Annotated in this window: 19 protein-coding genes and 1 pseudogene; 7 read left to right on the top strand and 13 right to left on the bottom strand. The window is 70.0% G+C overall.

Annotation, left to right across the window (positions count from 1 at the left end; genetic code table 11):
• Positions 1–793: 793 nt before the first annotated feature.
• A complete protein-coding gene (locus tag ACFY2B_RS44675; protein WP_390768800.1) occupies positions 794–1,369 on the bottom strand; it encodes a hypothetical protein in 576 nt (191 codons plus the stop codon).
• Between the two features lie 375 nt (positions 1,370–1,744).
• Positions 1,745–2,557: an SDR family NAD(P)-dependent oxidoreductase gene (locus ACFY2B_RS44670; protein ID WP_390768799.1), complete on the bottom strand. Its 813-nt coding sequence runs from the start codon at positions 2,555–2,557 to the stop codon at positions 1,745–1,747.
• Positions 2,558–2,642: 85 nt separating this feature from the next.
• Between ACFY2B_RS44670 and ACFY2B_RS44665 the strand changes: the two genes are divergently transcribed.
• A complete protein-coding gene (locus ACFY2B_RS44665) occupies positions 2,643–3,053 on the top strand; it encodes a MarR family winged helix-turn-helix transcriptional regulator (RefSeq protein ID WP_390768798.1) in 411 nt (136 codons plus the stop codon).
• 93 nt (positions 3,054–3,146) lie between these two features.
• A pseudogene (locus tag ACFY2B_RS44660) lies at positions 3,147–3,299 on the top strand (IS5/IS1182 family transposase); the annotation flags it as partial.
• Between the two features lie 90 nt (positions 3,300–3,389).
• Here the strand turns inward: ACFY2B_RS44660 and ACFY2B_RS44655 are convergent.
• From ACFY2B_RS44655 to ACFY2B_RS44635, 5 genes are all read right to left on the bottom strand, one after another.
• Complete coding sequence (locus tag ACFY2B_RS44655) at positions 3,390–4,085, bottom strand: class I SAM-dependent methyltransferase (protein WP_390768797.1); 696 nt, start codon at positions 4,083–4,085, stop codon at positions 3,390–3,392.
• A 471-nt stretch (positions 4,086–4,556) separates the two neighbouring features.
• Positions 4,557–4,685 carry a hypothetical protein gene (locus tag ACFY2B_RS44650; RefSeq protein WP_390768796.1) on the bottom strand — a complete coding sequence of 43 codons (129 nt, stop codon included), beginning with the start codon at positions 4,683–4,685 and terminating at the stop codon, positions 4,557–4,559.
• Between the two features lie 206 nt (positions 4,686–4,891).
• A complete protein-coding gene (locus ACFY2B_RS44645; RefSeq protein ID WP_390768795.1) occupies positions 4,892–5,896 on the bottom strand; it encodes an RNA polymerase subunit sigma-70 in 1,005 nt (334 codons plus the stop codon).
• 46 nt (positions 5,897–5,942) lie between these two features.
• Entirely contained in the window at positions 5,943–6,686 is a 744-nt protein-coding gene (locus ACFY2B_RS44640; RefSeq protein ID WP_390768794.1) for an SDR family oxidoreductase, read from the bottom strand.
• Between the two features lie 146 nt (positions 6,687–6,832).
• On the bottom strand, positions 6,833–7,396 hold the full coding sequence (locus ACFY2B_RS44635; RefSeq protein ID WP_390768793.1) for a PadR family transcriptional regulator: 564 nt from the start codon (positions 7,394–7,396) through the stop codon (positions 6,833–6,835).
• 195 nt (positions 7,397–7,591) lie between these two features.
• Here ACFY2B_RS44635 and ACFY2B_RS44630 point away from each other — a divergent pair, with 195 nt between their 5' ends.
• The 4 genes from ACFY2B_RS44630 to ACFY2B_RS44615 all read left to right on the top strand — a co-directional run bounded on the left by ACFY2B_RS44630 (position 7,592) and on the right by ACFY2B_RS44615 (position 11,745).
• Positions 7,592–9,547, top strand: a complete 1,956-nt coding sequence (locus ACFY2B_RS44630; RefSeq protein WP_390768792.1) for an alkyl/aryl-sulfatase — start codon at positions 7,592–7,594, stop codon at positions 9,545–9,547.
• Entirely contained in the window at positions 9,462–9,701 is a 240-nt protein-coding gene (locus ACFY2B_RS44625) for a DUF1214 domain-containing protein (protein WP_390768791.1), read from the top strand. The genes ACFY2B_RS44630 and ACFY2B_RS44625 overlap by 86 nt, the downstream gene beginning before the upstream one ends.
• Positions 9,702–9,749: 48 nt before the next feature.
• On the top strand, positions 9,750–10,358 hold the full coding sequence (locus tag ACFY2B_RS44620) for a TetR family transcriptional regulator C-terminal domain-containing protein (RefSeq protein WP_390768790.1): 609 nt from the start codon (positions 9,750–9,752) through the stop codon (positions 10,356–10,358).
• Between the two features lie 661 nt (positions 10,359–11,019).
• Entirely contained in the window at positions 11,020–11,745 is a 726-nt protein-coding gene (locus tag ACFY2B_RS44615; RefSeq protein WP_390768789.1) for a CPBP family intramembrane glutamic endopeptidase, read from the top strand.
• Positions 11,746–11,940: 195 nt separating this feature from the next.
• Here ACFY2B_RS44615 and ACFY2B_RS44610 read toward each other — a convergent pair whose 3' ends face one another.
• A complete protein-coding gene (locus tag ACFY2B_RS44610) occupies positions 11,941–12,930 on the bottom strand; it encodes an alpha/beta fold hydrolase (RefSeq protein WP_390768788.1) in 990 nt (329 codons plus the stop codon).
• Between the two features lie 149 nt (positions 12,931–13,079).
• Between ACFY2B_RS44610 and ACFY2B_RS44605 the strand changes: the two genes are divergently transcribed.
• Positions 13,080–13,688 carry a helix-turn-helix domain-containing protein gene (locus ACFY2B_RS44605; RefSeq protein WP_390768801.1) on the top strand — a complete coding sequence of 203 codons (609 nt, stop codon included), beginning with the start codon at positions 13,080–13,082 and terminating at the stop codon, positions 13,686–13,688.
• Between the two features lie 185 nt (positions 13,689–13,873).
• Here ACFY2B_RS44605 and ACFY2B_RS44600 read toward each other — a convergent pair whose 3' ends face one another.
• From ACFY2B_RS44600 to ACFY2B_RS44580, 5 genes are all read right to left on the bottom strand, one after another.
• On the bottom strand, positions 13,874–14,848 hold the full coding sequence (locus ACFY2B_RS44600) for a zinc-binding dehydrogenase (RefSeq protein ID WP_390768787.1): 975 nt from the start codon (positions 14,846–14,848) through the stop codon (positions 13,874–13,876).
• Positions 14,849–14,884: 36 nt separating this feature from the next.
• Positions 14,885–16,159 (bottom strand): MFS transporter, encoded by a 1,275-nt coding sequence (locus tag ACFY2B_RS44595; protein ID WP_390768786.1) that lies wholly within the window; start codon positions 16,157–16,159, stop codon positions 14,885–14,887.
• A gap of 69 nt (positions 16,160–16,228) precedes the next feature.
• Positions 16,229–18,022, bottom strand: coding sequence for a GMC oxidoreductase (locus tag ACFY2B_RS44590; RefSeq protein WP_390768785.1), 1,794 nt, complete (start codon positions 18,020–18,022; stop codon positions 16,229–16,231).
• A gap of 50 nt (positions 18,023–18,072) precedes the next feature.
• Positions 18,073–19,500 carry a glycosyltransferase gene (locus ACFY2B_RS44585; RefSeq protein WP_390768784.1) on the bottom strand — a complete coding sequence of 476 codons (1,428 nt, stop codon included), beginning with the start codon at positions 19,498–19,500 and terminating at the stop codon, positions 18,073–18,075.
• A complete protein-coding gene (locus ACFY2B_RS44580) occupies positions 19,493–20,260 on the bottom strand; it encodes an alpha-amylase family glycosyl hydrolase (protein ID WP_390768783.1) in 768 nt (255 codons plus the stop codon). The genes ACFY2B_RS44585 and ACFY2B_RS44580 overlap by 8 nt, the downstream gene beginning before the upstream one ends.
• Between the last annotated feature and the right edge of the window lie 108 nt (positions 20,261–20,368).

The following is a 20,368-nucleotide window of genomic DNA, read 5'->3' as shown; positions in this document are numbered from 1 at the left end:
CCACCTCCACCCCCGCCCCCCCCCCCCCCACCCCCCCCCCCCCCCCGACCCCCCCCCCCCCCCGCCCCCCCCCCCCCCCGCCCCCCGCCCCCCCCCCCCCCCCCCCCGCCCCCCCCCCCCCCCCCCCCCCCCCCCCCCCCGGCCCGTCCGTCCTGAGGCGCCATCGGCCGGGGTCGTATCTCGTCCGCTGCGCATAAAGGTCATCCCGCAGGGCGACACGCCAACGATCTGGTCCAGCACACACACGGACCTGCCAACCCAGTGACACACCGCATTCGGCCAGACCCCCGTGCCGTACCTGGCCGGCGGTCAAGGCGGCCGCTCCGCACGCCCTGGCAGTCGCTGATCGCCGGCACCTGTTGCGGAACCTGTCCGCCGCGGTGGAGAAGACCTGCCATCAGCACTGGTGGCCCGGGAGACCTGCCGCCTCACTCAGAGGCCGGGCACCCGACTCGCTCACGGCCCAGGGCCGACCCGGCAGTCATGCCCTCGACGCTACCTTGCCCGCTGCTGCCCGGCAGCGGGAAGAAGAACCCACCTCACCGACAAAGGTGAGGCACGAACGCGCCGATGTCTTCCGCTTTATCGAGGTCGGGTACAACCGCACCAGGCTCGGCGAACATCCGAGTGCGGGTATGTCACCCCACTCGGAATCCGGACCCTGCTGCAAGCACCCATCGCGCTCGCAGCGTGACCGCACGCTGTCCTGAATCCAGGATGAACTCCAGCCGCCGTGGCAGCCCTTTCAGGCATCTTCGGGTACGCACGGTTGGGGTGGGGCCGACGGTGCGACTCACCGCGCTCGTCGTTGTCGGTTGCCGCCCGGCGCCAGGGGAGTACGGTCATGGCCGCCGCCGCGGGGGCCGCGGCGGCCATGGTCCGGTGAGTAAAGTGCGGCGGCCTGAGCAGTGCTCAGCTCGGGCGTGCTGTAATTTCCCGTTCGGAGCGCGACTCTCTGCGTCAGCCCGCGGCTTTCGATGTGAGTGATGAGATTCTCCCGGTAGGTGTTGAGCGTTGTGGCCGCCCGCTGATGAGCTCGTTGCACCGCGTCTGCCAGCGGTTGCCGCTGCTCCGCTGTCATGTTCCATACAATTTGGGCTTGGGCAGCGGTGTACCCATTGGCGTCAATATTTCGCTGCACATCCGCATCGAATGCCTCCAGCTCCGCCACCCGGCTTTCAAGGCGACTGTCAGCTCTTCCGATGTCCTGCCACGGGTTCGCCTGGTCGAAAACCTGCTGCTCCGCTGCGGGCAGGGCGGCCCTGACGGCCTGGATACCCTCCTGCGCAACCAGTTCACGAGCCGTCCGTGGAGGCGGCGGCGCAGTGAAGATCTCGAAATCCGACCCGCCCTGATCCGGATAGCTCATTGAAGTCCCTTCAACACTCGGAAATCTCTGTTCCAACGTGCCGCCCACCCGAGCGGTTCAATCTGTGCTTACGGCAACACCATTATGGGGTGGATGCGATCACGCCATCCGGGCTCACCTGACGCCGCCGCCAGGCCCGTGCACGCTGGTTCCACCAACGTGCACGACTCAGCCGTGAACCGTCCCGGGTTCGACGAAGGCCCGGACCTCGTTGCGCGCTGTCAGCGACACGCGAGAGCCAACTCCGCGGGCTCGCCCTCGCGGACCGCGCTCGCCCTGCTCGCCCAGGCCACCAGCGAGACCAGCACGCGACCCGGCGGTGCAGGCGTCGGCCTGCACCGATACGAACGAACCGGGTCCGAACGCTGGGACGGGCTACGTGATGTCGACGACTTGGTGCAGGCGCAGTCGGCGGTTGAACGCGCCCGTCCCTCGCGTGACGACGGTGCGCGGCAGCAGGCGCACCGGCCAGGTGAGCATCCGGTTCACACAGCGCCCCGGGTAGGACGCACGGCGCCCACGGGCGTAGTCGTCCAGGGTCTGGCTCGCGATGGTCTCCGGTGAATCGGCGGCAGGGCCGATCGTGGCCGAGGTGCCGTCGAAGAAGCCGGTCGCGATGGCGCCGGGGTGAGCTGCCATGACCCGGACGTCAGTGCCGCGCAGCTCCTCGGCCAGGGCCTCGGTGAACGAGAGTACGAACGCCTTGGTGGCGGCGTAGCTGGCCTGGTACGGCATGGGCTGAAAACCTGCAGTGGAGGACACGTTGATGATGCCTCCGGAGCCACGAGCGGCCATCTCGCGCCCGATCCCGTGCGTCAGCCCGAGCAGGCCGCCGACATTGAGTTCGACGGAGCGCAGTTGCGGCGCGAGCGGGCGGTCGAGGAAGGGGCCCGCACTGCCCGCCCCGGCGTTGTTGATCAGCAGGTCGACTGTCAGGCCGCGCCTGCGCAACTCCTCCAGGCATCGCTCTGGTGCCTCCGGCGCGGTGAGGTCGACGACGATCACTTCGGGGAGGGGGCCGCCGTGCCGCTGCCGGATCTCCTCGGCAAGCCGCCGCAGGCCCTGCTCCGAACGAGCCAGCAAGATCACTCGCGCTCCCCGGCGGGCCAGTTCCAGCGCGTATGCCCGCCCCAGTCCCTTGGATGCGCCGGTGACGAGTGCGGTGATGCCGCGATAGTCGCCTCCCACGGGATCCTCCTTTAGTTCGAGTCTCGAAGTAATAAGGACGCTAGCATAATCTTTCGAGACTCGAAGCAACCGGTAGGATGACGTCATGCCCGCACCCGAACTCCTCGCAGCAGTCACCGCGACGTACGAAATCTGGATGCGGACCGTCGACCTCCTCGAACCGTCGTTGACGAGGCACGGCCTGACTCCGGCGACGTTCCAGGCGCTCTGGGTGATCGACCCGGAGGAGTCACCGCCGTCGATGAAGGTGGTGGCGGAGCGACTGCACTGCAACGCCCCGAATCTGACCTTCATGACCAACCAGCTCATCGACCGGGGCCTTGTCGAACGCGCCACGGATCCAGCCGACCGCCGATCCCGGGTCATGGTCCTGACCGCCAAGGGTCGCCAGGTCCGCGCCGAAGTGATCCAGGCAGCGCTGGAGGGCAGCCCGCTGGCCGTGCTCACCGATGATGAACTGCGTCAGCTCATGACTTTGCTGAGCCGATCTCTGTGAAAGAGGGTTTTGCCCCCGTGGAGTTGTCTGGTGGCGCTTCCATCGGCGAGAGGGTCTGAAACTGCCGTAGCCCTGATCACGTGGGACGTGAGCGTGGACTCCACCCTCGCCCGCGCTCATCAGCACGCGGCCGGGGCGCGCAAAAAGAGGTCTCCAAGGGAGCCTCCCGGAGGCGTCGACACCGAGCCGGACGACCACGGCCCCGGGCACTCACGCGGCGGGCTGACCACCAAGGGGCATCCGGCGGTTGGTCAGAGGCAGAAGCCGCTGTCCCCGCCCGGCCGGGAACGGGGCAGTGACTGTGCGCGTTCGCCGGGAGGCAGGGATTGCGTGCTGTCAGGGCCGCAGGAGCCTGACAGCGAGGAAACACGGGGCCTGGTGCAGCTTGTCGTAGGCCGTCTCGTCGAGTTCTCGCAGGCCGGGCGTCGGGCGGGGCTCGATGAGTCTTTCCAGCACGAATCCGGCGGCCAGCAGCTCGTTCAGGAACGTCTCCAGCGGCATGCGCTGGTAGTGGACTGCCAACGGCCCCCCGGCGAGCGGGCGGTCGACCCAGTCGTCGGCGTAGTACGAACCACCGAATTTCCGCCAGTCAGCCGTCGGGTGGGTCGTCGAGACAAGCAGCCACCCGTCCGGACGCAGGACGCGTCGTAGCTCGCCGAGGAGACGTGGCCGGTCGGCGATGTGGTGGAGCACCAATGCGCACACGACGCCGTCGAACGACGCGTCGTCGATGAAGTCCAGCGGCTTCTCCGCGTCGTGCACGCGCAGTTCGGCCCGGTCGCCCAAGCGCTCCCGCGCGTGACTCAGCAGAGTTGCGCTGCCGTCGATTCCGACTACCTCGGCACCGCCCGCCAGGAGTTCGGCCGCGTAGTGCCCGGCCCCGCAGCCGACATCGAGAATCCTCAGCCCGGCGACATCCCCGGCCAGCGCGAGCATCGCCGGCCGGTCGGTGTGCGCGTTGTAGGGGCTGGTGTCGGCGTTCTTTGCGAAGTAGTCGCCGACTTCGTCGTGGTAAGCGGTCTTTGCAGGCATCGTGACAGCATCGCGCAGGCGACTGCCGGCCACGAGCGGTTTTGTGCAACCGAGGAGGCGTCCCGTCCATGGCAGAAGGGCCGCCCAGGTGCCCGATCGCACCGGGGCGGCCCTGCTCCCTGTCGCGGCCGGACGGAACGCACAGCTCCGCGGCGCTGGCCCCGCCACCGCACCCCGTGCCGCCGCCGCAGAGGTGGACGGGGAACGGATCCCGCTGCTCTCGGATCGGGTGGCGGAGCCGGCAAGGCAGCCGTCGCCGCCGACCCCTTCGGCGTCTTCCTTCTTCCTCCCGACGGGAACCGGTGGAGAGCGGCCCGGCCCCGTCCCGGGCGCTCGGCAGCCGGCGGTGACCACCGCGCACCAGAGTGCGCGCCGGCAAGACACACAGAGCAGCGGCATACGATCCGGACTGCGGTCACGCCAGGTCGGCACACTCCCTGGCCATGGGCCGGAACGGGCCGAACGGCTTGCTCAGCGCACGGCTGTCGCGGGCGCGGCCACGCGTGGACGCGGCACGCCGATGGGCAGGGCCAGGTCGGGTTGCTTGTGCATGTCGAGGCGGAAGGTGCCGTACGGGTTGGTGTTCGACCACCTCGGCACCGGCACAGTGAGCCTGTGTCACACGCTTGCGCTGGTCGTACGACTCCCTGCCGTGGGTCCTCGCCCCGACACCCCGACGCTCCGACCGAGGACACGATCGGCGCCGTCTCCGAGGCCGTGCCCTAGTTCCGCTACGAGGTGGGCGAGTACAGGTTGTCGGCTCGCCGCCGAGGAGCGGGTCCGAACCCGAAGCCACGGCTGCCCGCTCAGCGGGTCGAAGGCTGGTCGGCGCGGGGTGTCGGTGCGGGTGCGAGGGTGAACGTCGGCACCAGGCTCGGGTCGTTGAACGCGGTGATGCGGGAGACATGGGGTCCGATGAGGGTCAGGACGTGGACACCGTACGGCTCGTAGCGGCCGTCTCCGGTGTGCTGGAGGGCCACGGCGGCGGGCTGCCCGTTGGCAAGGGTGGGCACCAGGCTCCACCGGTCCCTGCGCAGCACTCGATGGGTCAGGAAGCCGATGACGGCCCGGCGGCCGGTGAACCATGTCGGGGTCGGCGGCATCTCCATCTCGACGTCGACGCGCAGGAGTTCCACCAGCGCATCGGCGTCGGCGCGGGTGAAGGCATCGACGTAGCGCTCAAGGAGGGCGCGCCGGGACTCCTCGTCGGGTTCGGTCAGCGTGTCCTGGACCGGTCCGGCTTCAGCCAGCCGGGCCCGGGCACGGCGGAGCGCGCTGTCGACGGCCGCGGGCGTGGAGCCCAGGATCTCGGCGACCTCGCCCGTCCGGAACGCCAGCACGTCGCGGAGCGTGAGAACGGCCCGTTGCCGGGCGGGCAGGTACTGCAGTGCGGCGATGAAGGCGAGCCGTACTCCCGTCCTGCCCGCCACGGCCGCGGCCGGGTCTCCGGTGCCGAACAGCGTGTCGGGTGCGGGCTGGAGCCAGGCCACCGACGGTTCACGCCCGCTCATGGCCACTCGGTGATCGTCCGTGGGTGCGCCGAGGCCCGAGGGAAGAGGCCGCCGGGCGCGCGTCTCCAGAGCCGTCAGGCACGCCCTGGTGGCGATCTTGTACAGCCATCGCCGCACCGAGGCGCGGCCCTCGAACGAACCGAAAGCGCGCCAGGCCCGCAGGTACGTCTCCTGCACCAGGTCCTCGGCGTCGTGGATCGAGCCGAGGATCCGATAGCAGTGGGCGAGCAGTTCGGGACGGTACGGCTCGGTCCGGGCGGCGAACTCCGCCCGCTCCGCGTCCTGCGCGTACGGTGACATCGTGCCGGCTCCTTGGGGGGTGCGGTCGATCTGGTGTGGGTGCGGCTCAGTCCACCGGAGCCAGACCGCCGCCGGTGACCTTGTACTCCAGGGCGCTGCCGGCGTCCCGGGCGACGTCCAGGACCGCCTGTGCGGCCCGTTCGGCGGTCAGGACCGGCTGCTCGCGGCTCATGACGAAGGTGTCCCGGTCGACGCCCTGCCGCGCGGCGTAGCCGTCGATGGCGAGCGAACCGACGCCGCCGGCCGGGCTCATGTGGGGCAGCAGCGTGTGGAACCGGATGCCCAGCCCGGCCCGCGCCGACTCCTGTGCCGCGTACCCGCTCAGATAGCGGACGGCGGCCTTGGCACTGGCGTATCCGCCGCTGAGCGGGGAGCCTGCCAGTACCGCTCCGCTGGACATCGAGACGACAACGCTGCCCGGCGCCAGGGGTGCCAGCAGTGCCTCCCGGGTCCAGGTGAAGACGTGACGCGTATCGGTGTGCCAGTGGCGGCTGAAGGTCTCCCAGGTCTGCTCGTGCACGGGCGCCATGTGCGGTGTGGCCCCCGCGTTGAGGACGAGCAGGCCGGGACGGTGTTCCCGGATCACGCGCTGTGCGAGCGCCTCGTCACTCGCGTCGGCGGCGACGGGTGTGAAACTCTCGCCGAGTTCGTCCCGTACGGTACGCAGTTCCTGCTCATGGCGGGCGATTCCGAAGACGTGGGCGCCTTGGGCGACAAGTGCGGCGGCGATCGCGCGCCCGAAGCCTCGGCTGGCACCGGTGACGACAGCAGTGGAGAAGAGATCGGACATCGGACACTCCGGACGGTGGTCTGGTTCGGTCCGTATCAAGACCAGGCACCGGAGGAAAATCCGTCGCCCCACCCCGAGCCAAGAATGTGACATGCAGCACATGCCGCAAGGCGCGCCCGCCCGAACCTCGATCGCCGGCCGAGTCGTCAGTGCCGCGGCGCCGGTGCCGCGGGTGCTGTCCGGGAAGGCTCCTGCGCGCCGTCGAGTTCCTGGCGGAGCCAAGCGCGTTCGGCACGGCTGATGGCGCGGGCCATGAGCATCATGCCCCGGCGGTAGGGGTCGGCGACTTCCTCCGCGCTCAGCGGCCGGTCGCCGTCGTAGAAGAAGCTCGCGGGCGCCTCCAGGAACTCCAGGCGCCGCCTCAGTACCGCATGCTGCTCCTCGATGTCGGGGAGCTGGGACAGGAACGCCAGGATGGTCATGAACCTGGCATGGTCGGTGATCTCCAGTTGGCCCGGCTCACGCAGCCGGTGCAGTAGTTCGGCGCGTCCGGCCTCGGTCAGGGTCAGCACGTACTTCTGGGTGGCCGCGGCGCCCGGTTCCGCGTGGCGGGCCAACTCGCCGCGTTTGACCAGGCGGTTGATCGCCGGATAGAGACTGCCGTCGCTGACCGGCCGGGTGTGCCCCGACAGTTGCTCGACCCGGCGGCGCAGCTCATAGCCGTGCAGCGGGCCTTCCGCCAGGTATCCCAAGATCGCAAGCTCCAACACAACTCCATCGTCTCACGTCGCATCGATATACCTCGCTTCGAGGTGTTACGCTTCGACATACCTTGATTCGAGGTATTCGCGGTTCCCGCGCGCGGCGCATCACGCGTGCCCCGAGGCGGAGGGCGAAGTCGCGCCGATTCGACTGCCGGCCGCGCGTCCGAGAACTGCCCGTGCCCGCAGTGAGGAGAGAAGAAGATGTCGCAGACAGCCGATACGCCGTCGGGGAACGACTCGCACAAAGCCGGTTCGGTCACGGCGCGACGGCACGCCGCCGCTGCGCGGGGACTGCCGTGGGAGGACCGGCGGGCGTTCGAGGACGTGCGGCGCGGCAGGCTCGCCTCCATCGAGCCGCCCGTCATCCGGGATGCCTCGGGCAGGGTGGTCTGGGATCTGGCGGCGTACTCCTTCGTCGGGGGCGAGGCCCCGGTGACCGTGCATCCGAGCCTGTGGCGTAGTGCCCAACTGCTGCGCCATCACGGCCTGTTCGAGGTCACCGAAGGGGTCTACCAGGTGCGCGGCTACGACGCCGCGAACATGACCGTCGTCGTCGGCGAGCGCGGCTACGTCGTGATCGACCCCCTCACCTGCGTCGAGACCTCGGAGGCGGCGCTGGAGCTGGTCCGCGAGCAGCTCGGTGACCGTCCGGTAACGGCGGTCGTGCATACGCACGGACATCTCGATCATTTCGGCGGGGTCAAGGGAGTCGTTGACGAGGCGGCTGTGCGGTCCGGGCGCATCCCGGTGGTCGCCCCCGCCGGTTTCTACGAGCACGCCGTCAGCGAGAACGTCTCCGCCGGCGTCGCGATGAGGCGCCGCTCCGCCTTCATGTTCGGCGGCCAGTTGCCCAAGGGTGCCCTGGGACACGTGATGAACGGCAGCTGCGCCGCCATGGCGACCGGCCGGACCTCACTGATCCGGCCGACGCATGAGGTCTCCCGTACCGGCGACGAACTGGTCCTCGACGGTGTCCGGTTCGTCTTCCAGTACGTTCCCGACACAGAGGCGCCCGCGGAGATGAACTTCCACCTCCCCGAGCACCGAGCCCTGTGCATGGCGGAGTTGATCTCCCATCACATGCACAACCTGTACACGCTGCGCGGCGCCCCGGTCCGTGACGCGGCGGCCTGGAGCACCGCGATCGACGATGCACTGCGCCTGTACGGGGATGTCTCGGACGTCATGTTCATCGGCCACGGCTGGCCCGTCTGGGGCCAGGAACAGATCGCCGAACTGCTGGGCATGCACCGCGACGTGTACCGCTACCTCCACGACGAGACGCTGCGCCTGGCCAACCACGGCCACACGCCGAACGAGATCGCCGAACTGATCGAACTGCCCGACTCGCTCGACCGACGCTGGGACAACCGCGGCACCTACGGTGCCACGCGCCACAACGTCAAGGCCGTCTACCAGCACTACCTCGGCTGGTTCGACGCCAACCCGGCCAACCTCGACCCGTTGCCGCCCACCCAGGCCGGCCGACGCTACGTCGAACTGATGGGCGGAATCGATGCCGTGGTCGGCCATGCGCGCACCGCCCACGACGCGGGCGAGGGCCGGTGGGCCGCCGAACTGCTCAAGCACACCCTGGCCGCCGACCCCGGCCACGAGGCCGCACGCCTGCTCCAGGCGGACGTCTTCGAACAGCTCGGCTACCAGTCCGAAGCAGCCCCTTGGCGCAACTTCTACCTAGTCGGTGCCCAGGAACTGCGCGACGGCGCCCCCAGCGCGAAGCCGTCCGGTGCGGGCATCAGCCCCGACCTCATCGCCGGAATGACCACCGACGCGATCCTCGACTACCTGGCGATCCGCCTCAACGGCCCCCGCGCGGCCGGCACCCGGCTCCGCATCGGACTCGAAGTCACCGCCGACGGCGACGGACTCGGGCCGACCAGGGACAGGCGCGCGCTCATCATCGACAACGGCGTCCTGCGGCACCCGCAGCCGACCGACACCGATACACCGGCCGGCACCCTGCGCATCACGCACACCGCGCTGGCACACCTCGCCTACGGGTCGGTGCCACTCGACGAACTCCTGACCAAGGACGCTGCCGCAGTCGACGGTGACCGCACCGACCTGGACACCCTGCTCACCCTGCTCGACACGTTCACCGGCACGTTCGAGACCGTCGTCCCGAACCGCCGCTGAGCCGGAACCCAGGGCGCCCCTCGCTGTTACCGGCTCCGCTTCGAACCCGCGACCCGACGGACCCGTGGGCAACTGGCTTCCCATCCCGGCCGGCGGCCGGTTCAACCTGGTCATGCGCCTGTACGCGCCGTACGAGGCCGCCCTAGGGAGATAGGATCGCGACGTGGTTGGGAATGCAGACAAGCGACAGCACATCTTGGACGTGGCAACGCGCCTCGCCCGAACGGAAGGTCTGCGGGGCCTGAGCGTGCGGTCTGTCGCCGCCGCGGCCGGTATCGGCGCCACGACTCTGCGAGCGTATTTCCCCTCACAGGCGTTGCTCTACCGGGCCGTCGCGGAGCGGGCGATCTCCCAGGTGCTCAGCGAAGAGTGGATCCGGGATGTCTCCCTGGCCCCCGTGGACCGCCTGTACGCGAGCCTGCGGCAGTTCCTCCCCACCACGGCGGACCGGCATTCCGCCCTGACGATCTGGTTCGAACGGCTCACCCTCGCTCTTGGCTCCGATGCCAACGAGGAGGTGCTGGAAATGGTGCGCTCCGGGCACGATGAGTCCGTCGTGACCGTGACACGCTGGTTCACGCTTCTGGCAGCGGACGGATCTGCACCGCGAGACACGCCGGAGGTGCTGGCCGACCGGTTTGTGGCGCTCGTGGACGGGTTGCACCTGAGCCTCTTGTTGGACAAGGGCGAAGAGGCGCTCAACCGGGCGGAAGCCACACTTCGCTGGTTCGCGGAACAGTCCCTGACCGCTCCCGACGAGAACGCCCCGGGCGAGGATGGTCAGCCACCAGCGCAAACGCTCCGCCAATGATCGGTGCGCGCTCTCGACGATGACGCGCGCACCGGGGACGGCATCCGGCGCGGCGGACATCCGATGCAGCTCGAACCGGCCCTCGAACGCCGCCTTCCGACCGCCTGAAGGCAAGAGCTGAGCCAGGCGCTCGAAACATCCGTGGTGACGGGTCGCGCTTGTCGTCGGCGATCGAGAGGTTGTCGACGGAACAGCGGACGATCTCCTCGGCGACGACAGGATGCGGCTCGCACTGGGGCGGAAGCCATGCCGGTGCGTCGTCGCCCACACACACGCCCCCACACACGCCTCAACCACGACACGGCGGACGTCAAGCGAACTGATCCCGTGTGCCGGGGCCGGACGGAGCGCGGGCCTCGACGATCTCCTCCCGAACGGTCATGCCGACGAGCATACTCGCACACTGTACCGCACGCCGTGCGGCACATCGTACGGTACAGTGTGCCGTCAACTGTTGCGGCGCCGGTCACGCTTGGCGTCAACTCACTGATCCCAGTGGACCGTTGGCGCCAGACGGCAGGCATCGTCGCGGCCCGGTTCGACGCCGGTCCCTTTCTGACCGTCCAGCGACATACCTTTCCGTTCAGCGCCCCCCACCTACGCGAACCACACCAACACCAACAGCCCGTCGAAAAACCCGACCCCCATGAGAGATACTTCCGTGAACCTCAACGCCGCTCCGACAGATGTGAACATCCCTCCGACAGGTTTGACCGGTGCGGAAGATCAGCGACCCGGGTGGCCTGAGATATTCGCCGCCGCCGTCGCCTACATCCTGAGTTTCATCATCGGCGTGCCGATCGTCAGCGCACTCACCCACGACGAGTCGGTCGCGAGCGGACTGTCTCTCGCAGCGCTCTCCGGGATCATGGGCCTGCTCGCCTTCTTCGCCGCTTTCGTCATCCGTAGCCGTTCCTGGTCCGCGTTCAATGTCCGCGCCCTCACGACTCGCTGGATCTTCTTCTCGCTCGGCTTCGGACTGCTCGCGTTCGTCCTGACCCGTGTGGTCGCCGCCATCGTCGTGGCGATCACCGGAAGCACGGACGGCGATCCGCAAGGCGACTACCACGCCGCTTCCCACGCCGGTCCACTCGCCCTGACTCTGCAACTGCTGTTCATCGCCGTTCTCACCCCCCTCGGCGAAGAGTTCGCATTCCGAGGGGTGGTCTCCACCGCGCTCACCCGGTACGGCGCATGGGTGAGCGTCATCGGCAGCACCGTCGTCTTCGCCTTGGCTCACGGCATCAACCTGGCTCTGATTCCGGCGATCGTCGTCGGCGCGATCAACGGCATTCTGCTGGTGCGCACGAAGTCGGTGTGGCCAGGCGTCATCGTTCACGCGGTCAACAACGGCGTGTCGACCATCCTCATCGCGCTGGCGGGCTGATGCGGTTCAAGGGTGCCCCGGAACTGCGGCTCGGACACCGCAGCGGGGTGGCCGGTGGCGGGATCATCGGACCACCGCAAGGGCCGGCGAACCCCCTGCACGGCCTTCGCGAACCGCCGAGAGTGGCCGGGCGCTGTCCTCGGGTGTGCCGGCCGGGGTAGTCCTGCGACGGACCCGGCCGGCACGCCCGACCATTCAGTCCTGGAGGGAGGCGAGCCAGGCGGTCAGCAGGCGGTTGACCTCCTCGGGACGCTCCTGCTGGATCCAGTGCCCGCAGCCGTCCAGGATGTGGGTGGAGGCCAGGCCGGGGAGGGTGGCCGGGTAGGCGTCGATCGCGTCGGCCATCCAGGTCGTGGAGGCGTCCAGGGCGCCGCCGATGAACAGGGACGGCTGCTTGATCGCGGCACCGCCGTACTGGGCGAGGTCCTCCCAGTCGCGGTCCATGGAGCGGTAGCGGTTGAGGGCCCCGGTCATGCCGGTGCGCTCGAACTCCCCGGCGTACACGTCGAGGTCGTCCTCGGTCAGCCAGGCGGGCAGCTCGCCGCCGGGGAAGCGGTCGCGCAGCCGGCCGCCGGCGCGGGTCACGAAGTGCGGGTCGGGCTCGCCCTGGGCGGGCATGGTGTCGGCGGACAGGGCCGCGTAGAAGCCCGCGAGCCAGCCCCGGACGTCGGGCTCCATCTCCGCCTCGGCCCGGCCGGGCTCCTGGAAGTACGAGACGTAGAACTCCTCGTCGCCGCCCATCTGCGCGAAGACGTCGGTGGGGCGGGGGCCGCCGGGCGGCGCGTAGGGGACGCTCAGCAGTCCGACGGCGCGGAAGACCTCGGGGTGGAGCAGGGCGGAGGTTGCCGCGATGTTGGAACCCCAGTCGTGCCCGACGACCACCGCCCTCTCCTCGCCCAGCGCGTGCACCAGGGCGACGTTGTCCTCCACCAGGTCGAGCATCCGGTAGGCGTCCGTCGCGGCGGGCTTGGAGGAGCGGCCGTAGCCGCGCACGTCGAGCGCCACGGCCCGGTACCCCGCCGCCGCGAGGGCCGGGAGCTGGCGGCGCCAGGAGTACCAGGACTCGGGGAAGCCGTGCACGAGCAGGATCAGCGGGCCGGTGCCCTGCTCGACCAGGTGCAGCCGGCCGGCGGGGGCCTCAATGGTGCGGTGGTGCAGGTCGGCGGACGGCGCGGGGTGGTGCATGGTTTCTCCTCGGTTCACGGACGGCCGCGGTTACCCACCGATCATGCGGCGCCGTGGCCGCCCGAGGCGAGCACGCTTGCCAGTCTGGCAAACTTGCAGGACAGGGTGATGGAGGCAGGACGGCTGGAGGGAGCGGGGCGACGGTGACGGTGACGGACGACGACATTGCCGCCACGCTGGCGGCCATGGGCCCCCGGCTGCGGACCGCGCGCGAGCAGCGCGGCGCCACACTCACCGGCGTCAGCTGTGCGACCGGCATCTCGCCGAGCACGCTGTCGCGGATCGAGACCGGCCGGCGCATGCCGACCCTGGAGGTGCTGCTGCAGCTCGCGAAGGCGTACGACATCTCCCTGGACGAGCTGGCCGGCACCGCACCCGCCGCCGCGGCCGGACCGCGCACCCCGGTGCAGCAGCGTCCCGGCGACGACAAGGCGGTGCTGCCGCTGACCCGGTACGTGGGGGGCCTGCACGCCCACAAGCACGTCCTGCCCGCCGTCGACGCGCCGCCGACGCGACCGCGGCAGGTCTCCCACGACGGGTGGGAATGGCTGTGTGTCCTGTACGGGCGGCTGTGGCTGGCGCTCGGCGAGCAGGACCTCGTCCTGAGCGCCGGGGACGTCGCCGAGTTCGACACCCGCACCGCCCACGGAGTCGCGAACGCCGGACCCGGCGGACCGGTCGAATACCTGATCATGTTCGGGCCGCAGGGCGAGCGCCTGCGACCGCGCACGCTTCCGGCCCCCGGCCGGGCCCGGTAGCCGGGGGCACCGCGTCCGGGACCACTCCCCCGTGACACTGCCCGCGGCCACACGACTCGGCGGCGTGCGCATCGCGCAGCGGGCGCGGGCCGCCGGGCATCTCGGACCGCTCTCGGCAACGAGGAGAAGGGTGGCGCCCCTCGCCTGCGCGGTCCGGGCGCCAGGCCGGCGTCCGCGCGACGAACTCAGGCGGGAGCGGACGGGTTCGGTTCGATCGCGGCCTTCACGAATCCGTCGGGCTTGCCGACCGCATCCCGGAACGCGGCGCGGACCTCGTGGAGGGGGTACCTGTGTGTCAGGAGGCCGGAAGGATCGAGTTGTCCCGACTCGACCAGGGCGATCGCGGTCCGCATGCCACCCAGGATTGTGGGGAGATCGCGGAAGTGGGCGTTGACGATCCGGAACGCCCGCTCGTTCCAGTGGCCGAGGTCGATCGTACGGGGCTCCCCTTGGTGGTACCCGGCGATCACGACGGTGCCGCTGGTGCGGGTGACCTGACCCGCGATGGTGAGTGTTTCCTGCGCTCCGGTGACCTCGTACGTCACGTCCGCGCCGGCTGCCTCGGTGTCTGCGGCGACGGCGTCCGCGAGTGACTCGGTGCGCAGGTCCACCACGCGCGTCGCACCCCAGTGGGAGCTTCGGGCCAGGGCATCGGGGCGACGGCCCGCCACGATGACCGAGCGGGCGCCCTTGAGCACCGAGAGCCGTTGGATGAGCAGGCTCATGAAACCGGTACCGAGGATCACCACGTCGGCCCCCACCCTGGGGGCGGCCAGCTCGACGGCGTTGACGCAACACGACAGCGGCTCCGCGACGGCGGGGAAGGCGATGCCGGGACGTACGGGTATGGCCTGGCTCGTTTCGATGACCATGAACTCGGTGAACCCCCCGCCGGGCACCCACGACACGACGTGATCGCCGGCGTTCAGCGGCCCACCCTCCTGATCCGGTGCGATCTCCTCCACCACACCGGCGACTTCGTGGCCTATCTCAACGGGATACCTACCGGACCGGCCCATCCACTGATCGGCTTCCGACGCGCACAGGCCGCACTGAGTGACCCGGATGAGGGCTTGGCCGGTGCGGACCGGTTCGAGCCGCCTACGCCTGGCCTCGACGCGGCCAGGACCGGTGAGCACGATCTGGGTGGTCGACATCATGGGTACGAACCTTCCTTCCACCGGCGATCGGTCTGGTCAGTTGTTCATCTCCTGGGCGATCTGCCGGGCGCCGGGGCGCCCGGGTCCGGCCGAGCGGGTGATCGGAGCCAGCCCCGCGATGGTCACCGCGGCGACAACCAGGAGGCCGAGGGCGGTCGGCAGACCGACCACCGTCGCCAAGCCGCCGATGATCGGGGAGACCAGCAGCCAGCCGAGGTTCCCGGCAAAGCCGACCTGGCCCATCGCCATGGCCGCGGCGGGAAGCCCACCCGCCGCTGTGAACACACCGGGAAAGACCGCGCTGATCCCGGCGCCGGCGACGACGAGCGCCGCCAGCGTGGTCCCGGGCTGTCCGAGCAGCAGCGCCGCGCTCAGCGCGGCGGCGCAGCACAGGGTGCCTGCCCGGATCAGGCGGGCCCAGCCGATGCGGTCGACCATCCGGTCGTTGAGCAGCCGGGTGACGACCTCCCCCGCTGAGAAGGCCGCGTATCCGGCGGCGGCTGTCGCGGCGTCCGCGCCGACGTGCCGCAGGTACACGCCGCTCCAGGAGGCGGGGGCATCCTCCACCAGAGCGGCCAGGAAGGTCATCAGCGCGAGCAGCAGCACGGTGATCCCTCTGTTCGACCCCTGCCCGTCCGCATCCTGTTCGCCCGCATCCCGTTCGCCCGCGTCCCGTTCGCCCGCGTCCGGCACGCGGGCGGTCTTGGGCCGCTGCGCCTGCCGAGCGGGTTCCCCGTCCGGCCCGAGCCCGCAGGCCGCCACCGCCGACACCACGGCGAGCACGACGGCCATGATCACGAACTGGGTCGTCAGTGTCAGGCCGAGGGCCGCCGTGGCCACTCCGGCCAGCGCGCCGGCGACAGCGCCGACGCTGCGGATGGCGTGCATGGAGTTGAGCACCGCCCGTCCGTACCGCCGCTGCACGACGACCGCCTGAGCGTTCATCGCCACGGAGGTGCACCCGTCGGCCGCACCGAGCAGCACCAGCAACCCCATCAGCGACCAAGGCGAGTGCGCCATCGGGATGAGGCCCAGCGGCACGCTCAGCACCACGGGCGCCATCGCACTCACCGCACGGCTGCCGAGGCGCCGTACCAGTAGCCCACTTGCCTGGCTGCCGGCCAGCGCCCCGAGCCCGGGACCGGCCAGCACCAGGCCCAAAATCCCCGCGGACAGCTGAAGTTCGGACTGCACGGCCGGAACACGGGCGGCCCAGGAGGCGAAGACCGCCCCATGGACGAAGAAGATCGCCGACACGGCCACCCGCGCCATCCGCGCGGTCGCGGGCACCCGGCCGCTCTCATCGCGCACTGGGCCGCCTCGGTGCCACGAGGGTGACGTCCGTACTTGTCCGCAGCGAGCGGCGGGCCTGGATTCCAGTCATACGGCGGTCCTTCGCGTACGGCTGCTGGGTGGCGTCGACGGCATGGGGGACCGGCTTGTCCGGTGGCTTTCCCGCATGGTACGCCGCAGATGATCAGCGAGACGGAGGGTGAGCGCGATTCCCGGCAGTACGGGTCCGGCGGAGTCGAGAGCGGGGAAGACAGCGGGACCGCAGACGTACAGGTTCGGCACGGAGTGCATTCGGCAGTCGGCGTCGGTGTGGGAATCCCGTGGGTCCTTGCCCATGCGGAGCGTGCCCATTTCGTGGTGTCCGCAGCCGAGGGGCTCGCGCCGTTCCTCCGCAGCCAGGACGGTGGCCGTTCGGCCACCGTCGACGGGCACGAACTGCCCTGATCGCAGTACCTCGAAGGGACGGTCGCCGACCAGGGCTCGGACGACAGCGTCGGCCGAGCGGTCCATGGCGTCCCAGGTCCGCAGGTCCGCACGGCCTGGCGACAGCCGCACGTAGGCGAGACGTGCGCCGTGCGAGTCGCGCTCGTCGAGCAGTCTCACCTCGCCGGCGCCGTCGGTCGCCATCTCCGCGACACTGGCGAGAGTGATGACGAGGTGCCGTGGCGGGGTACGCAGCGCCCGGTCCAACGCCTCCACGTCGTATCTCGGCGTATCGGTGTAGAGCCTGCGGGCGGCGGCCTCGGGCAGCGCTCCGACTCCGTAGGCGGTGATCTGGTGATGGAAACGTGTGTCGGAGCCCGACGGAAGCCCGCAGGAGCCGCGCAGATGCAACGCGGCGGCGCCCCATGTCCGTGCCGGGTCCCGGCGGGAAGGCACCGGGGTGTGGGAGGCGGCCGTGAACCGGGAGCGGTCGAAGGGGAAGGGAACGCGCACCGTCAGGTTGGAACGCAGGTGAGTGGTCAGGTCATGGGCCGGACCTGCGGTCGGTGCCGGTCCTTGGGCGTCGAGTACGAGCCGGGCGTTCTCGATGGTGCCGACGGCGAGGACGACCGCGGCATGGTCGGGCACGCTCAGCAGTCCGAGGCTGGTGTCGACAGCGGTGATCCGGTCGCCGCTCGCGCGGAGGCCGATGACGTGGCAGTCGGTGAGCAGTTCCAGACGGCCGGTGCCATCGCGCAGCCGCTCGGTCAGCAACGGAGTCGAACTGAACCGCGCCAGTTGTGGGGATCCCGAGTCCTCGTCTTCGGCGTCCCCGGCTTTCCCGGCGTCCCCGACCGTATTGATCGCCAAGGGCATGTGCAGCCGCGATGCCGGGCCGTATCCGTGTCCATCGCCAGGTCGGGTCGCGTTGGCGGCCGGGTGGTCGGGCAGCTCGCCCGGCGGGAGCAACCCCGGGAATCGGTGCCCCGCCAAGGCGTCGAGCAGTCGGCTGCGCAGTCGGCGGTTCAGCTCACCGTCGAAATGCGGTGCTGGACGGGACAAGCCCAACAGGTCGGCCGCGGCAGGCAGGTACCGGGTGGTCAGTTCGGCTCTGGCCTCGGTCGGCCAGCGGTCCCGTATGCCGTCCTGGTCGAGCACCGGCCATACGCAGTAGGCCCCCCAGAACAGCGACCGGCCGCCGACCCCGTAGGCGAGTCCGTGGTAGGGCAGATGGGAACGCCACGGCACCCGCCATCGGCCCCGTCCAGGTGGCGGGGAGGCGGCCCCGGGTGCGAGCAGACGCGGCGGGGGCACGGTCTCCTCGGCCGGCGGGGCGTTCTGCACGTGTTCCGTCCGTTCCAGACGACCGGATTCCAGCAGCAGCGTACGGACCCCCTGCCCGCCCTGGCTGAGCCGCCAGGCGAGGACCGAGCCGAAGGTACCGGCCCCGATCACCATGACGTCCGGCTCCTGACGCGGAATCAGCGGGGGCCGAACGGCAGGCGCGGTCACCGGTCCACCTGCGTGGCGGCACCGCACATGTCGAGATGGAGCATCATGTGGTCGCGGAACTCGCGTTCGGCCAGGTAGTGCCGCGCACAGTGGTCGCGCGCCGCTCGGCCCAGCCTTTCGCGCAGAGCCTTGTCATGGAGAAGCCGTGTGACCTGATGCCCGAACGCCGGCAAGTCGGCGGGGTCGTCCACCAGAAGGCCGGTCACTCCATGGGTCACCTGCGCACGGATACCGCCCACCGCACTCGCCACCAACGGGCGCGCTTTCCACATCGCCTCGGTCACGGCCAGTCCGAACCCCTCCTCCACACTCTTCTGGGCGACAACCGTCGCGTGTCGCTGCAACGCGTTGACGACGGCCGCGTTCGCCCGCAGCTCGGTGGGGTCGTCGGCGAGTCCCAGGCCGATCAGATGAACGCGTCGGCGCACGTCGGCCGGGAGTGCCGCCCGTTCCCGCAACACCGCGGCGAAGACGGCGACGTTCTCCGGGTCGTCGGCGACATCGGCCGGGTCGGGACCGGCCAACGCGAGATGCGCCTCTGAGACCGGGGCTATGTGACGTACGAAGGCGTTGAGGGTCCCGGCCATGTCCTTCAACGGGTCCCAACGGGACAGTTGCAGTACGGTCGGGGCGTCCGGCGGCACCGGCGCGTCCTGCCACACCGCGACGCGCCGGGCGGCGTATTCCGTGACGACGGAGTCGGTCCCTTGTGCTGCGGGTACGGACCGGGGCGGGCCGACCAGCCCGGAGGATGCCAGGATTCCGTGGATCTCCGCGTCTGCCATGGGCCGGAGCTTCTCCGACGCGCTGTCGATGGAGGGAGCGATGACCACCACTCGTCCCGCGTCGAGACCCGGTGGCACGTACTCCGGCATCGAAAAGACGTAGCGCAGCGGCGCCTGCGCGAAGGGCTCCAGGAAGTCCCAGGCAGCCGCCACCTCAGGGCTCTGGCAGGAGGTGCCGACATGGCTGCGCCATGCCACGAGCATGCCCGCCTGTCGCAGGGCCGGCGCCATTCCGAGGGTCTGCGGATCATGCAGGAGTACGAGATCGCCGGGCGCCATGTGTGCCAGTGCTCCGGCGGCGGCCTGCTGTGTCGTGCGCTGGTACTCCGCGAACTCGGCTCGGCCCAGCGGACGTCCGTGGCCGGGGCGGCCGTGGAAGAGATGGTGCAGTTGCTTGGTGACGCCGAAGAACTCCTGGTCGGCCTTCATCACCAGCCACCGAGCGCGTATCCCGGCTCTGGCGTACCAGGGGATCGCTGAGCGCAGCAGCTCAGCGACGCCGCCGCCGACTGCGGTGGTGTTGACGTGCCAGACAGTACGGCCGGCGAGGGCGTCACGCCCGGCCGCGATCACGCGAGTGTCGGCGAGTGGCGCAGTGGTCCGGGGATCCGCCACCTCCACCGGAGCGATGTCAACCATCGATACGCACCGCCGAACGGGCGAAGTCGAGATCCACCGTGACGTCGCCGCGCTGGTAGCGCCAGTGACCGTCCGGTGCGGACAGTGGTGTGTACGGTCCGGTCAGCCGTTTCTTGACCGAGATGAGCTTGCGCGTCCAGTTCAGCACGGACTCGGGATCAGCCGCCTGATCAGCGATGTTGCGGTCCGTGTCGCCGAGTGGCAGCCAAGGCTCGCCGGTGGTGAAGCCCCCCAGCGGATCCCGTTCCCACGGGATCGGCGTACGACTGGCGTCGCGCGGCCAGGGCGCCTGGTCACGCTGCCGCGTCACGGGTACGACCGTGTCCTCCATCCCGAACTCGTCCCCCTGGTAGAGGACACAGGCACCAGGCAGGGTCAACAGCATCGCCAAGGCGAGCCGGGTCTTTCGGTCGTCCCCGTCGCACCACCGGGTGGGAAAACGGGACAGGTCGTGGTTCGAACCGAGCCACACCGGAGTGTCATGGGGGCCCAGTGACTCCAGCCACGTCTCCGCGCCGGCCCGCAGGGCGTCGGCGTCGAAGGGCGAGAAGAGCAACTGGAAGTATTGGGGCAGCTGAAGCTCGTCGCCCTTGCCGTAGTAAGCCGCGAGGTCGACCGGATCGGGGACCCATGTGGCCCCCATCAGCAGCCGCGGCGGCTGGTACCGCTCCGCTGTCGCACGCCAGCGGCGCAGGATGTCGTGGACTTCCGGCTGATGGGCGCTGTGGACCGGCCGTTGTCCGCGGTTGAGATCCCACATGTGGTCGCCTTTGCCTGCGTTCCACAGTTGAGTGGGCTTCGCGGGGGTGCGGCGGGGTATCGGTGCAGGTCAGACAGCTGGGCCTAGCGTGAAAGGCCAGAATCGCCT

It is taken from the genome of Streptomyces sp. NPDC001270 (genome assembly GCF_042896695.1).
GTDB lineage: Bacteria > Actinomycetota > Actinomycetes > Streptomycetales > Streptomycetaceae > Streptomyces.
Note: the sequence above shows the minus strand (reverse complement) of the source record. Positions and strands in the feature narration are given on the sequence as shown.

Coding starts and splice junctions, on each gene's coding strand:
- ACFY2B_RS44675 (WP_390768800.1), bottom strand. CDS start 1,369: ATGAGCTATCCGGATCAGGGCGGGTCGGATTTCGAGATCTTCACTGCG.
- ACFY2B_RS44665 (WP_390768798.1), top strand. CDS start 2,643: ATGCCCGCACCCGAACTCCTCGCAGCAGTCACCGCGACGTACGAAATC.
- ACFY2B_RS44655 (WP_390768797.1), bottom strand. CDS start 4,085: ATGCCTGCAAAGACCGCTTACCACGACGAAGTCGGCGACTACTTCGCA.
- ACFY2B_RS44645 (WP_390768795.1), bottom strand. CDS start 5,896: ATGTCACCGTACGCGCAGGACGCGGAGCGGGCGGAGTTCGCCGCCCGG.
- ACFY2B_RS44640 (WP_390768794.1), bottom strand. CDS start 6,686: ATGTCCGATCTCTTCTCCACTGCTGTCGTCACCGGTGCCAGCCGAGGC.
- ACFY2B_RS44630 (WP_390768792.1), top strand. CDS start 7,592: ATGTCGCAGACAGCCGATACGCCGTCGGGGAACGACTCGCACAAAGCC.
- ACFY2B_RS44610 (WP_390768788.1), bottom strand. CDS start 12,930: ATGCACCACCCCGCGCCGTCCGCCGACCTGCACCACCGCACCATTGAG.
- ACFY2B_RS44600 (WP_390768787.1), bottom strand. CDS start 14,848: ATGATGTCGACCACCCAGATCGTGCTCACCGGTCCTGGCCGCGTCGAG.
- ACFY2B_RS44590 (WP_390768785.1), bottom strand. CDS start 18,022: ATGGTGATCGGGGCCGGTACCTTCGGCTCGGTCCTCGCCTGGCGGCTC.
- ACFY2B_RS44585 (WP_390768784.1), bottom strand. CDS start 19,500: ATGGTTGACATCGCTCCGGTGGAGGTGGCGGATCCCCGGACCACTGCG.
- ACFY2B_RS44580 (WP_390768783.1), bottom strand. CDS start 20,260: ATGTGGGATCTCAACCGCGGACAACGGCCGGTCCACAGCGCCCATCAG.